The 13,122-nt window shown below is 66.6% G+C and carries 10 protein-coding genes; 4 read left to right on the top strand and 6 right to left on the bottom strand.

All coding sequences use genetic code 11. The features are described from left to right. Positions 1–12 precede the first annotated feature (12 nt). The 5 genes from HNO81_RS10375 to HNO81_RS10355 form a co-directional block, all read right to left on the bottom strand. The gene (locus HNO81_RS10375) at positions 13–816 is read right to left on the bottom strand and encodes an enoyl-CoA hydratase-related protein (protein WP_175318050.1); all 804 of its coding nucleotides are present in this window, start codon (positions 814–816) and stop codon (positions 13–15) included. Next, positions 813–2,066, bottom strand: a complete 1,254-nt coding sequence (locus HNO81_RS10370; RefSeq protein WP_175318049.1) for a CaiB/BaiF CoA-transferase family protein — start codon at positions 2,064–2,066, stop codon at positions 813–815. Before HNO81_RS10370 ends, HNO81_RS10375 begins: the two co-directional genes overlap by 4 nt. Next, the gene (locus tag HNO81_RS10365) at positions 2,063–3,460 is read right to left on the bottom strand and encodes an FAD-dependent oxidoreductase (RefSeq protein ID WP_175318048.1); all 1,398 of its coding nucleotides are present in this window, start codon (positions 3,458–3,460) and stop codon (positions 2,063–2,065) included. The genes HNO81_RS10370 and HNO81_RS10365 overlap by 4 nt, the downstream gene beginning before the upstream one ends. Positions 3,461–3,470: 10 nt before the next feature. Continuing rightward, the gene (locus tag HNO81_RS10360; RefSeq protein WP_175318047.1) at positions 3,471–4,802 is read right to left on the bottom strand and encodes an MFS transporter; all 1,332 of its coding nucleotides are present in this window, start codon (positions 4,800–4,802) and stop codon (positions 3,471–3,473) included. Positions 4,803–4,965: 163 nt separating this feature from the next. Continuing rightward, the gene (locus tag HNO81_RS10355) at positions 4,966–5,571 is read right to left on the bottom strand and encodes a helix-turn-helix domain-containing protein (RefSeq protein WP_175318046.1); all 606 of its coding nucleotides are present in this window, start codon (positions 5,569–5,571) and stop codon (positions 4,966–4,968) included. Between the two features lie 159 nt (positions 5,572–5,730). On the opposite strand from HNO81_RS10355, the gene HNO81_RS10350 reads away from it, so the two are divergent. The 3 genes from HNO81_RS10350 (at position 5,731) to HNO81_RS10340 (ending at position 9,457) form a co-directional block, all read left to right on the top strand. Beyond that, complete coding sequence (locus tag HNO81_RS10350) at positions 5,731–6,213, top strand: hypothetical protein (RefSeq protein WP_175318045.1); 483 nt, start codon at positions 5,731–5,733, stop codon at positions 6,211–6,213. After that, on the top strand, positions 6,210–7,961 hold the full coding sequence (locus HNO81_RS10345; protein ID WP_175318140.1) for a DUF5671 domain-containing protein: 1,752 nt from the start codon (positions 6,210–6,212) through the stop codon (positions 7,959–7,961). Before HNO81_RS10350 ends, HNO81_RS10345 begins: the two co-directional genes overlap by 4 nt. 248 nt (positions 7,962–8,209) lie before the next feature. Continuing rightward, a complete protein-coding gene (locus tag HNO81_RS10340; RefSeq protein ID WP_254703411.1) occupies positions 8,210–9,457 on the top strand; it encodes a hypothetical protein in 1,248 nt (415 codons plus the stop codon). A gap of 326 nt (positions 9,458–9,783) precedes the next feature. Here the strand turns inward: HNO81_RS10340 and HNO81_RS10335 are convergent, their stop codons facing one another. Continuing rightward, the gene (locus HNO81_RS10335; RefSeq protein WP_175318044.1) at positions 9,784–11,718 is read right to left on the bottom strand and encodes an ATP-binding protein; all 1,935 of its coding nucleotides are present in this window, start codon (positions 11,716–11,718) and stop codon (positions 9,784–9,786) included. Positions 11,719–12,004: 286 nt separating this feature from the next. Between HNO81_RS10335 and HNO81_RS10330 the strand changes: the two genes are divergently transcribed. Continuing rightward, on the top strand, positions 12,005–12,961 hold the full coding sequence (locus tag HNO81_RS10330; protein WP_175318043.1) for a zinc-binding dehydrogenase: 957 nt from the start codon (positions 12,005–12,007) through the stop codon (positions 12,959–12,961). Positions 12,962–13,122 lie beyond the last annotated feature (161 nt).

Below are 13,122 nucleotides of genomic sequence, written 5' to 3'. Positions count from 1 at the left end.
GGAAACGTGTGTTCAGCAGCCCGGCCACACCGGCGGACGTTTTTCCTGGAAGGCGCGGACGCCTTCTGCGGAGTCTTCACTGTCCAGGGCAGCCATCAGGGCCGGAAGCCGGAGGCCGCGCGCTTCGGCGGCCGTGAGGTGCGAAGTCCGGGCAGCCATCTGCTTGACCGCCCGGACGGAAGTGGGGGCACAGGCCAGGATCTGGTCCACCCAGCGCTGCACGGCGGCGTCGAGCTCTTCGGCAGGAACCACCTCGTTGACCAGGCCCATGGCGTGCATCTCGGCTGCACCGGCTTTCCGGCCGGTGAGCAGCATGCCCATCGCCTGGGTGTAGGGGACGCGGCGCACCAGCTGGTGGATGCCGCCGTCGAGCGCCAACCGACCCACCCGGGGCTCGGTCAGCCCGAACTTTGCGCTGTCAGCCGCCACCACAATGTCCGCACCCAGGACGATCTCCATCCCGCCGCCCAGGGCGTAGCCGTTGACCTTGGCGATCACGGGGATGTCCAGGGTGGTGCGCAGGCTCAGGCCGCCGAAGCCGTTGGGGTCCAGGCCGGCCCAGTATTCCAGGCCGGTCTTGTCCACGGCGGAGGCGGACATGTCCGCTCCGACGCAGAAGGCTTTGGACCCGGCGCCCGTGATGACGACGGCCCGCACGGACGGGTCCTGTTCCAGCTGCTCCCAGATCCTGTTGAGCCGGGCCTGCGCACTGCCGTCGACGGCGTTGAGGACGTGCTGCCGGTCGATGGTGACGGTTGCGACGCCGTCGTGGATGAAGAGGGTCACCTCATCAACCCGCTCCGCCACCGCGGTCACCGCAGGACCCCCAGCTGCTGCAGGCGCGCAATGGTCTCGGCGTCGAAGCCGTTTTCCAGCAGGACCTCCACGTTGTGTTCGCCCAGGCGGGGTGCAGCGCGGCGGATGCTGGGCGGGGTGGCGGAGAGCCGGATGGGGGCGTTGAGCATTTTGACGGTTCCCACCCGGGGGTGTTCGGCCTCCACGATCATGCCGTTCGCCTCGGTCTGGGCATCGGCCAGTGCCTGTTCCAGGGTGTGGACGGGGGCGTTGAGCAGCCCTTGTTCCTCCAGTTTCCCGGTCCAGTACTCAGTGGTGTTGGTGGCGAAGTGCCCGCGGAAGATGGCCTGCAGGGCGGGCTTGTTCTTGAACTGCTGCTCCAGCGTGGCGAACCCGGGCCGCTCGGTCAGGTCCTCGTCCAGGCCCAGGGCGTCGGAAATCCGGGCCAGCGGGTCCGGGGTGAATCCGCCCACCATGCACACGGCACCGTCGGTGGTCTCGAAGACGCCGCTCAGGGGCATGGCGCCCCAGTTGACCTCGTAACCGCGGTTGAGCTGCATGCAGGCCTCCTGCATCTGCAGGTGGAGCATGGAGTCGTACATGGTCACCTCCACCTTCTGTCCCACGCCGGACGCCTGCCGGGTACGCAGCGCCAGGAGGATGCCCTGCATGAGGTGCATGCCGGTGATGTAGTCACAGAGGGTGGTGGGGTAGATGGCCGGCTTCTGGTCCTCCGATTCGCGCCGCCACATCACTCCGGAGTATGCCTGGGCAATCGCGTCCTGCCCGCCCTTGTGCGAGTACGGCCCCACCGGGCCGAATCCGGTGCCGGAGGCCCAGATGATGCCGGGGTTCTTTGCCTTGAGGTCCTCATAGCCGAAGCCCATCCGCTCCATGACGCCGGAGCGGAAATTGCTGACCACCACGTCGGCGTCGGCCAGGAGCCGGTGCAGCACCTCCCGGCCTTCGTCGGTGCGGGTGTCCACGGAGACGCTGCGCTTGTTGCGGTTAATGGACAGGAAGATCGGGTTGTCCTGGCCGTCCTGGTCGGGGAACGAGTTGCGGGAAATGTCGCCCGCGCCGGGGCGTTCAACCTTGATGATGTCGGCACCGTAATCGCCCAGCAGCTGGGTACAGGACGGGCCCATGAACACCTGGGTGAAGTCCACGATCCGGATGCCCTCCAGCGGAAGGGGCACCGGTGGGGCAGCCACGGCGGGGCCTGCCGCCGTCGTACGTTCCGCCATCCGCTCTGCCGTTGCCGCGCTCATGCCAGGACCGCCGCTTCGCTGTCCAGGGTGGCGTTCGACGACGGGACCTCGCCGGGGTCGGCGCCGTGCCGGCGCATTCCCAGCTGGATGTCCGCTGCCGCTACGTCGCGAACCAGCATGCCGGACTCGACGGCGAGTGCCGCGGCGACGCCGACGGCCTGGCCCATGGCCATGCAGGGCGGGATCTCGCGGGACATCTTCTGGGCCTCCGGGGTGGCGGAATAATGGCGGCCGGCCACCAGCAGCTGGTCCACTTCCTTGGGCAGCAAGGACCGGTACGGGTAGTAGTAGTCGCGGCCGCGGGCCACGCTGTCCTGGAAGTGGCGGCGGGAGGTGACGTCGTCCTTGGTCATCACATACTCGCCCTGCAGCAGCCGGGTCTGGCGGACGCCCATCTGGGAGGCGACGTCCAGCATGTAGCACTTCTCGAACCCGGGAAGGTTGGCCCGGACGTAGTCCACTGCCTCGGAGATCTTGTCGCGGGCGGCGAACTCGGCGGCGGTCATGTCCGCCGGGTCCACGCCGTCGAAGCCGGTCATGTGCGGGGCGTTGCACCAGACCACGCCGTCGATGGGGGTCTTGAGCCACCACAGCTCCCAGGCCCCGCCCAGGAGGCGTTTGATTTTGCGGTTGATGGCGCGGGCTTCCTTGGGGTTGGCCTGCTCGAATGCTTCGGCGGCGGCGGTGTCCACGTTGCCCAGCCGGAACACCAGGGTGGTGAGGTAGTTGTCCTTGGCATAGCTGGCGCCGGCGCGGGAGGCCACGTCGATGTCGCCGGTGGTGTCGATGACCACGTCCGCCATGAAGGCCTGGGGGCCGAGCTTGGTTTCGCAGACCACGCCCTTGATCACGCCGTTGTCCACGATGGGGCGGGAGAACCAGGAGTGCAGCCGCAGGTCCACCCCGGCTTCACGGACAAGGTCGTTGGAGACGCGCTTCCAGCCGTCGGGGTCGAACGCGGCGGCGTAGCAGATGGGCTTGGGGTTGGTGTGGGAGTGGAAGTCGAACGTGCCGTAGCGCCCCCACTTGTTCCAGAGTTCCTCCGACGTGCGGCGGTCCTCGGCGGGCGGGACGATGGCCAGGCCGAGTTTCTGCAGGCGTTCCACGTATTCGGACACGATGCCGGTGACGGTGATGTCCTGGCCGTTGATCATGTCATCCAGGACCAGAACCATGCCGCCGGAGGCCAGGCCGCCCAGGGAGGAGTAGCGTTCCAGGAGGGTCACCTTGGCGCCGGAGCGGGCGGCGGTGACGGCGGCGGCCACGCCTGCGGGGCCACCACCAACCACCAGGACGTTGGAGCGGGAGATCACCGGGGCGGTGAGGTCCGCGGTGGTGGTGGAGAGCTCCAGGGAGCCGATTTTGGGCGCGGCGAAGCTGGGTGTGTTGTTCATAGGGGAGTCCTTACTTTCCGACGAAGATGCCGTTTGAGCGGCGCGCGGCGAGGTAGAAAACGATGCTGAGGATGGAGAGAACGGCGACGTAGACCGGGAAGACCCAGGTGAGGTCCAGGGACTGCAGCCACACCAGGAGATAGGAGGCGGTACCACCGAAGACGGCCACACCGATGCCGTAGCCCAGGGCCACGCCGGTGCCGCGGATGTTCTTGGGCATCAGCGAGGAGCTGACCACGTTGTAGAGGGTCATGTTCAAAACCAGGACGATCGAACCGCCCAGGAGGACCGCTGCGAATCCGCCGATGCCAGGCTGTACGTACAGGAGCATCAGGAACACGGACGGGATGGCCAGGACGCGGGTCACCAGGAACCAGCGGGACATGGACCGGCCGTCAGCGAGCTTGCCGATGATCCAGCTGCCGGCCACCAGGATGACACCCAGGACAGTGGTGAGGGCGAAGACCGCGGTGGGGTCTTCCTTGAAACCGCTGCGGGCGGCGCTCGGCAGTCCTACGTTCCAGGCGTAGTTGTAGGCCTGGGCGGCGCCCACCACGAAGACGATGGCAAGGACGGAGAGCCAGTGCTTGCCCACCCCGGACCACACGGTCTTGGCGGTGTTGGACGCGCGTTCCTCTTCCTTAAGGGTTTCCGGGAGTGACCGGCGCAGGTAGAGGACCATGAATCCGAACAGGGCGCCGATGATGAACGGGACGCGCCAGCCCCACTCCCCCATGGCCGCTCCGCCAATCACCAGGCTGCAGACGAAACTGACCAGGGAGGCGAGCAGGATCCCGATGTTGACGTAGAAGGACATGATGCCTGCCACGTAGCCTTCGCGGCCTTCCGGTGCCAGTTCGACGGCGTGGGAGGTGGACAGCGGCGCCTCAATGCCGGTGGAGATTCCCTGCAGGACACGGCATGCCACGAGGATGATGCCGGACCAGGCGCCGATGGTGGCGTAGCTGGGGGTGACGGCGATAACCAGGGTGGTGCCGGCCATCAGCATGATGGACAGGAGCATCACGCGGCGGCGGCCGATGCGGTCCGCAAGCGTGCCCAGCAGGAAGCCGCCCAGCGGCCGGAAGGCGAATCCGACGGCGAATACTGCCAGCGCATTCAGAGTTGCGGAGAGGGGCTCGGTGCTGGGGAAGAAGTTGGGCCCGATGAAGGCGGACAGGAGGCCGAAGACCATCCAGTCGTACCATTCCAGGGCGTTGCCCAGGCCGAGCCCCAGAAGTCCTTTGCGGACTTCCGGGGTGAATTTGTCGCGGTTGCGGGGGGACGGGGTGGTGGAACGGGATGACGGTACGGCGTTGTCCGTCGCTTGGATGTCGAGCATGGAAGTGTCCTTACGCTGGCGCCGGGGAGGGCGCAGGAGGGTATGACGCAGCGGCGCCTGTTGGAGGAGGCGCAGGATGCGAAGGTGGCAAGGATTGTCCGGGGCCACGGGTTGTGTCCGGACAGTCAGGGGGAAACGCAGGGGCCGGTGGAGACCGGCTGGCCTACCACTTGTGTGGTGCGTTCACCCAGATGGCTACGCATACCTCTTCGTAGCTGTTCTTGTACCAGTGCGGGGTTTCTGCCGGATAGGTGATGGAGTCGCCCTCTTCCAGGCTGTAGCAGACGCCGTCCAAGTAGACGTCCTTCCGGCCCGAAATGATGTAGCAGAACTCTTCCCCGCTATGGGTAAAGGGTGTTGCGCTGGTGTCGTGCCCTGGGGGCGTCATGATCCATTGCGCTTCGATGGTGCCGTCACGGTCCGGGGTGAGCAGTTCGTGAACTGCCTCGCCCATGGATTCACGGGTGACGTTTTTCAGGTTCCGCCGTGCGGATCTGCGGACGACGGGTGACTTGGTTTGGTCCTGGCCTATGAAGAACCTTCCCACGGGAATGTCCAGTCCATGGGCCAGCTGGGCAAGAGTTGTGAAGGACGGGTTAGCCATGCCGCGTTCGATCTGGCTGACGATCGCCTGGCTGAGCCCGGTGACGTCGGAGAGGTTGGCCAGGGTCATGCCCTTTTCCTTGCGCATGGCCCGCACTTTATTGCCAACCGTGGCCAGCAGTTCGCTGGTGGCCGGCGGTGCGGTGGTGCTACTCTCGGTGGTCATCGGTTGTCTTTCACTGGGTGAGCTTACTCACATAACTATAGTGAAGATTTTTGGCCAAACAACCCCTTTTCTTAATTATTGTGAAGATTCTGCCCTGACGCGCTTAAATGGGGCCCAAAGACACCAGCGGATCCCCGCCGCCTGACCCATACTTGCGCCATGGACGAGACCGCCGCCAAGGAGCGCATTTCCCGAAGACCGGACCGGATCCTGCTGGCGCTGGTAGGGGTGGTTGCCGTCCTGGTGGTGGTTGCGCTCGCAGTGGTCTTCACCCGCGGCGGCCCGGCCCCGCTGGATGAGGCGAGCCCGGCCGGCGTGGTCCAGCGGTACAGCGCGGCATTACTCGACGGGGACACCGCAACGGCCGCGTCCTACCTCACCGAGGGTGCCAAAAACAGGTGCCGGGGCGCGTACGCCAACGATCCGGTACCCGCCCGCGTCGTCCTGGTTTCGACGACGGAGCGCACCGACACGGCCACCGTGCGGGTTTCGATTGTCCGGTCGTCCCAGGGCGGACCGTTCGGCCCTTCCGAATACGAAACGGAAGAAGCCTTCTCGCTCCTCAAAGTGGACGGCAAGTGGCTGATCGACCAGCCGCCGTACCCACTGGTGGACTGCACCGCAGTGCCGGTGAAGCCATGACGGCCCCGGCAGCACCCACGGTCCCCGCCCCGGCCGGCGGCTTGGCAACCCTGCGCCGGCTGATCCTGTACGTCCTGCTGTTTGCCTTGGTGGTCATCGCGGCCTCAGGGCTGCAGGGCCTGCTGGAACGGCTCTTCCGGACTGCATCCACCCTGGTCCCAGGCGACGTGGCCGGCCTGGCACTGTCCCTGGCCTTCACACTGATCGGCGGCCCGCTGGCACTGCTGTTGTGGTGGTTCGTGTGGCGGCGCCTGGACGACGAATCCGAGCGCCGGGCACCCGGGTGGGGCCTCTACCTGACCGGGATGTACGTGGTCTCGCTGATCATCGCCACCACGTCCCTGCTCAACCTGGCCACATTCTTCATCGATACCCAGGCCAGCCAGTGGGCATCTCCGCTGGCCAATGGACTGGTGTGGTCGGCCATCTGGTGGTGGCACCGGTGGATGTGGAAGCACCCCCGCAAAGCCTCTTCACACCTTGAGGACGTCCGCGCCGTCGTCGGCTCCGTTTTTGGCCTGCTGCTGGGCGCGGGCGCCGCCATTGCCGCGCTGGGCACCCTGCTTGACGTGGCAATCCGCGGTTTCACGGCAACGGCCGCCTTTGAGCCGTGGTGGTTCCCCGTCCTGCGGTCCCTGGTGTGGGCAGCCGGCGGCGCGGTCATCTGGTGGTGGCACTGGTTCCGGGAGGCTGGCCGGCGGTTCCAGACAGGGCTAGTGGACGTCACCATCATCGCCGTGGGCATCTTCATCGCCGGGATCACCGCGCTGGGCGGGCTGGGGATCATCCTGTTCGTCCTCCTGCGGCTGGCCTTCGACCGCAGCGGCCCCCTGAACGATCTTCTTGAGCCCCTCGCCCCGGCCATCGCCTCAGCCGCCGTGGGGGCACTGGTCTGGCGCTACCACCGCACCACGTCCGTGACCCGCTCCACCAGGACGCGCCGCGCAAGCCTCCTGGTGACGTCCGCAGTGGCCCTTGCCGCAGCTGCTTCCGGCGTAGGCGTGGTGGTCAACGCGCTGCTGGCCGCAGCAGTCTCGCCGCTGGCCGGCAGCGCCACCCGCACGCTGCTCCTGGGCGGCATCAGTTCCCTGGCAGTCGGCGCCCCCGTGTGGTGGCTCGCGTGGAAGCCGAGGCACCAGCCGCGGAGCGCCGGAGACATTCCGCCTGGCCGGCGGGTCTACCTGGTGGCATTCTTCGGCGTCAGCGCGGTGGTGGCACTCATTACCCTGCTGGTGATCGGTTACCGGCTCTTTGAATTCCTTCTGGGCGACGTCACGGGCGGCAGCCTCCTGGACCGTGTCCGCGCACCCCTTGGCCTCCTGGTGGTGGCAGGGCTCGTGGCGGGGTACCACTTCGCACTGTGGCGGCAGGACCGGGAGCTGCTGGCAGCTGCGGCACCCTTGCACAAGCGCGCGGTGGAGCGGGTCACCCTGGTCACCGGCTATCCGCCGGGTTCCGTGGATCCCATGGCATTGGCCCGCGGCATCACTGACGCCACCGGAGGCGCCAAGGTGACCACCTGGCTGCAGGCGGACGACGACGGCACCGGACTTCCGTCGTCGTCCGCCCCCGCTCCGGGCCTGGAGGAAGCAGTGCGGGAGGTGGCGCACGCCCTGGCAGGGATCACCGCCCAGCACGTGCTGGTGGTTGCCGGCCCAAACGACCGGCTGGAGGTTATCCCGTTGGCGGCCGTGGGCGGGGCGCCCATTCCCGGAGGTCCTGCACCCGGCCGGGTCCTCCGGACCTGAAAGCGGCGAGGCTGACACCTGGCATTGACGGAAGGAGGCCGGCCATGCCTTCAGGCGGGCGCGCGACGCGTTGCAGCGTGGCAACGGCAAGGAACAGCGGACGCCGGGCAGGCGCCTTCGCGGCAGTCCTGCTTGCGCTGGCCGGGTGTGCGCCCGGCAGCCCACCCAGCAGCCCGGCGCCTGCAGTGCCGGCCTCCAGTTCCCCGCCCGGGGCGGCAACGTCCGCGACGGGCTCACCGTCCGGGCCCTTGTCGGACGCAGAGCTCGCAGGAATCATCAACGGCGTGGGACGGGCGCGCAACCTGCCGTACCCTGCGGCCCAGGACTCAACGCGCCTGCGCTCGGGTGCGGCGAGCGGGTCCTTCCCGCCAACCCGGACGGAAACCACGCCAGGTGAGTGCGTGGCCCTGGTTCCCGGGGACCCGTTCACCCACTGGGCCGACAAGGACATCAGCTTCGCGGACGGCGGCATGCCGCCGTCCGGCGGGGAGTCCGGACCCACAACCACCATCGGGATTGTCCTCAGGAGCGCGGAAAAGGCGTCCATCGCAAAAGCCGATTTTGGCTACACAGATAACCTCTTGTCCCGCTGCGGGCAGTTCGACCTTGCCTATACGGAGGCGGACAGGACCTCCCCCTACGCGATCCAGTTGCTGACCGCTCCCCCTATCGCCGACAAGCAGCACGCGTTCATGCAGGTCACCAAGCCGAAGGGCGCGGGGGACTTCGGCTCAGTCGGCTTGCGTGTCCTCCACGGCACGCTGTCCATTTCACTGACCCTCGCTGTTGCCACCTTGAACTCTGGGGCCGACGCCAAGCCGGCCTTGGATTCGATGGCTGAACTGGCGAAGGAGCTCATCAGCGAAGCGGGCAAACCCCAAGCACCAGCGGTACCCAATGCGCCCAACTCGTTGACGCCCGACCAGATGGTGGCGCTGTTCAAGGGCATGACTACTCCCGGTGGGGAGCCGGTCAACCTGCCGCAGGCGAGGATCATCGGGCTTCCGCAGGGCTCCACACCCACCGTCCTGACGCCGCCGCCGGACTCTCCCTGCACCCTCGATGAACAGTCATACGACGCGTCGCTGGCTGGTTCCGTCTCGGGGCAGGGGCAGATCCAGGGGGCCACCAAAATGGACTACACCGACTTCACTGTCGTCAACACGCCTTCGGCAACGCAGCCGCCCTACCCGTTCGACGCGAGGGCTGAACAGCTCCGCAGCTGTGCGTCAGTGCAGGAAATCCTGCTCGGTGGCGGGAGCCGGACGTGGTCCTCCGTCACCGCTTTGGCCACCGCCATCACCGCTGACTCAAGGTACGCCGTGGCGTACCAGCTCAGCGACGGAACTGGTGAATGGCACGTGCAGAGCGGGGCGCGGAGGGGCACGCTGTCGGTCGAGGCGGCCGGCCGAACGGCCTCCCAGGCCGAGGCACAGTCCAAAGCCGACGCACTGGCATCGTTTTTCGCCGCCGTATTCTCACGCGCAGGCAAGTGAATGTGCCACCCGCCCGTCCCCCACGTCAGCCTTCCTCAAGATTTGCGCAGTTTATCCGGCAGCTGGATTAATTTGCTTCCCGTGAAATTACGCGATGCCTAGGGTGGGCTCACACGCTTTACTAGGGGGATACGTGGAAAGCTCGGTTGAAGGGTTCCGTAATGCCGAAAAACAGGATCCGCAGCAGGCCGCTGTGGCGGAGCCACCGGGCGTAGATAACAAGAGTGCGGAGTGGACGTCTGACTGCCTGCTCACCATGCGAAGCCCCGTCCGGTTCACCCGGGCCGACTGGCCCTAGGCCCAGGCAAACCAGGTTCACTCCGGTTTCACCCCAGGAACGTCCGGTGCACTTCGCTGCCGTAGCGGCCGACGATGGCCCGCTTGGCATTCCGGAAAGCTTCCAGGTCGCCGGCCTCACCACGCTGTTCCACGCGGAGCTTGGCAAGTTCGTCCGAAATCACGTCCAGGAAGAGTTCGGCGAGCAGGAGCCGGGCGGAATCGCGGAACCGCCCCCGGCCGTCCACATAGAGCTGGACGGTGGGGGCCGCGGTGTTGATGATGACCTTCCGCTCCTCCTGGGAGTAGACGGCACGGTCCGTGGTGTTGTGGAGGTTCCTGAAGTCATAGCCGGTGAAAAGGTCGACGCCGTGGTCCCGGCTTGCTCGGTGGGCCTGGCGGCGCGGGGCGGACAGCGTTCCGGCGGCCACATGGTGCGGCGGCTGGTCTGCGGCATGGCGTGAAGCGTTCTCGGCAATGACCACTTCGCAGAGCGCCCAGTAGTCGCCCGCCCGGACGGTGATTTCACCGCGGTCCCCGGCCCTGTCCCCCGTTGCACTCCATTCCAGCCGGAGAGTCTCCGCCAGGGTGCCGACTGGAACGGTCACGGGCAGCGGATCCAGCCGGATTGAGGCCGGAAGATCCAGGCCGAACTCCAGCATTTCCCCCTGGGGCAGCTGGTGCGGGTCCAGCAGCAAGGCAATGTGGAATGGATGCAGGGGCGGACGGTAGTAGAACGGCGTGGTGAACCGCAAGGCCGCTGGTGTTTCTCCCTCCCGCGCGTGGGCGCGGTCTTCGTCCAGGCCAACAGCTGCTGTTCCCAGGCCAAGGTCCCGGACTGCGGCCTCGCTCATATGCTGCAGCAGGTGCTCAATCATTTCGGCCGTCCGGCCGGAGGTGGTGGCACGTTCGAGGTGCGTGAGTTTTTCCTTCTCCGCCTGGACGGCTCCCGCGATCATCCGGCTCACTGCGCGCGAGAAGGCTGCAACGAACGGGTCCTTGGCGTTCAGGCCCTCACGCTCGTCGCTGATGATGGCCACGCCCCTGCCCAGCATGTCGGTCAAAGCCGGGCACCGGACCATTCCAAAGAGGTACTCGGTGCCCACCTGGTTTTCGAACTCGAACATTTGGCAGTCCAGCACGGCCATGCCGGACTCAACCACCAGGCCGGCAGTCCGCTCGTCGCCCTTCAACGTCAGTTCGACGCCCTCGGCCCGCTTGAGCGTGACGGTGAATGCGTACTCGGCTCCGTCGACGCTGAAACTGCCGGGCGCATCCGGGCCCACGAGCGTTGTGGCCGGCGGTTCACGGAAGCGGAGGCTGTCGCGGCCGTAGTCCCCATTCCCGGGGTGTCCGTGCAGCAGCTCCACCGTGCGCCGTTCCAGGACGTCCCGCAGGTAGATGTTGTCGGCGAGGAGCTGGCGCAGCGTTGCCTGCTGGGTGATGGTGGCGTGTGGGTTGTCCACGACGATGGTGACCCTGGTGCCGCTGCCGCCCCCAGGGATCCCAAGCCGGGCGTAGTCCGCGGGGAACGCCTGCCGGTCAGCGCCGTCGTCGTCATAGAGGTAGCCGCCATTACTGCCGCGGAAGATGTCAATGCGGGTGAACCGGCCGGCCTGGATGGTCTCGATCCAGCCGTGGCCCAGGCCGAAGATGGCTTGCTTGAGCCCGCGTCCAAAGTAGCCGCGGCCCGCTCCTTCGCCGCGGGCCAGGGGGCTGTGGGCACCGCCGTAGCTGAGGACGCGGCCGGCCTGCTCGAAGGACATTCCCTCCGCCTGGTCGCCCACGGTCAGCACCGCCCCCGAGTGGTGCCGCTGGTATCCGACCTGGATCCAGCCTGTCACCTCGCGGCCGGCTTCTTCCAGCCGTGCGTAGCTGTCATCGCTGTTGGTGATGAGCTCCACCAGCGCCTTTTCAACCGAGGCAAAGCGCCGGGAATCGATCCCGATCACACGCTGGTCCACTTGGATCTGGGCAACCGTCATGGTGCTTCCCTCGCTCACAACCGAAGCTGATGGCCGGCCCCAAACGCGGCGACGGGCCGGGTAGGTGGAGCGTAGCAGGATGCGGGGAGATCAGGACACCCCGGCAAGGAAGCAGGCGTGCTCGACGTGGAGGAGGGTGCCGCCGTTCACGGGCTTAGGGCGCCAGGTGATGATCACGCACCATGTTCCCTCCGTCACATCAGCGCTACGCTGGGCCGCAGCAGGCGTAGGCTGCAATTGCATGCAAATGCATGAACTTATCTAACGGATCCGAAGGAGATGCCCCATGAAGGCATGGCAGTTCACCGGTACCAACAACCCCCTGACGCTGAACGAAGTGGCTGAACCCAGCGCAGGTCCGGGACAGGTGGTGGTCAGCGTCAAGGCCGCCGGGGTATGCCACTCCGACGTCACCGCCATTGACGACGCCGGCTGGATGCCCCTGTTCCCGGAACTCCCGCGCACCATGGGCCACGAGAATGCCGGCGTCATCACCGAAGTGGGCCCCGGCATGGAGCACTGGAAGGTAGGCGACCGGGTGGGCCTCTCCCCCGTCATGACAGACGGCTTTGCCCTGGGCTACGGCACGTGGGACGGCGGGTTCGGCCCCAAGCTGCTCGCCACGGACGACAACCTGGTGAAACTGCCTGATGAGGTGTCTTTCGAACTGGGTGCCATGGCCACCGACGCCGGCCTCACCGCCTACCACGCCATCATGGCCGTGGGCGGGGCCAAGGCGGGCATGAAGGTAGGCGTGATCGGCCTGGGTGGGCTGGGCTACATTGGCGCCCGCGTCGCAGCTCTCTCCGGCGCCGAGGTTTATGGCGCCGAGGTGAACCCCGAAACGCAAAAGCTTGCCGGCGAGATCGGCCTCGCCGGCGTGGCCGACTCCATCACCGCCTTCAAGGACAAGAAACTGGACCTCATCGTGGACTACGCCGGATTCGGCACCACCACCTCGGAGGCCCTCGAAACCCTGGCCGAATTCGGCACGCTGGTCCAGGTGGGGATGGGACGCCTCGAAGCGACCATCAACACCTACCCTCTGATCATCAACCAGCTGTCCATCAAGGGATCCAAGTCCGGCACCAAGGAAGACCTGGAGAACCTTTATGCCCTCATGAAATCCGGCGAGCTCAACCCGCCCATGAACCTCATCAAGCAGGAGGACATTCCCGGCGCCATCGACAAGCTCCGCAAGGGCGGCGCGGTGGGCCGCTTCATCGCGGTGTACGGGGACTAAGCCCGGCAGGCGCCTTTCCACGCGGACGACGGCGGGCGGGTCCCGCCGTCGTCCGTTTCCCTTTGCATAGGCGGCTGCCCCGCGGCCCGCAGGTTGGTCCGCTAGTTGTAATTCCCATGGAGGTTGTGAACAGCGTGGCGTGATGTAAAAAGCGAGGGCCT

Source organism: Pseudarthrobacter sp. C4D7 (assembly GCF_013359725.1).
GTDB lineage: Bacteria > Actinomycetota > Actinomycetes > Actinomycetales > Micrococcaceae > Arthrobacter.
This window is presented reverse-complemented; position numbering and strand designations above follow the sequence as displayed.

Excerpts from the sequence above, each read along its gene's own strand:
- HNO81_RS10370 (WP_175318049.1), bottom strand. The coding sequence starts at position 2,066 with ATGAGCGCGGCAACGGCAGAGCGGATGGCGGAACGTACGACGGCGGCA.
- HNO81_RS10365 (WP_175318048.1), bottom strand. The coding sequence starts at position 3,460 with ATGAACAACACACCCAGCTTCGCCGCGCCCAAAATCGGCTCCCTGGAG.
- HNO81_RS10360 (WP_175318047.1), bottom strand. The coding sequence starts at position 4,802 with ATGCTCGACATCCAAGCGACGGACAACGCCGTACCGTCATCCCGTTCC.
- HNO81_RS10355 (WP_175318046.1), bottom strand. The coding sequence starts at position 5,571 with ATGACCACCGAGAGTAGCACCACCGCACCGCCGGCCACCAGCGAACTG.
- HNO81_RS10350 (WP_175318045.1), top strand. The coding sequence starts at position 5,731 with ATGGACGAGACCGCCGCCAAGGAGCGCATTTCCCGAAGACCGGACCGG.
- HNO81_RS10345 (WP_175318140.1), top strand. The coding sequence starts at position 6,210 with ATGACGGCCCCGGCAGCACCCACGGTCCCCGCCCCGGCCGGCGGCTTG.
- HNO81_RS10335 (WP_175318044.1), bottom strand. The coding sequence starts at position 11,718 with ATGACGGTTGCCCAGATCCAAGTGGACCAGCGTGTGATCGGGATCGAT.
- HNO81_RS10330 (WP_175318043.1), top strand. The coding sequence starts at position 12,005 with ATGAAGGCATGGCAGTTCACCGGTACCAACAACCCCCTGACGCTGAAC.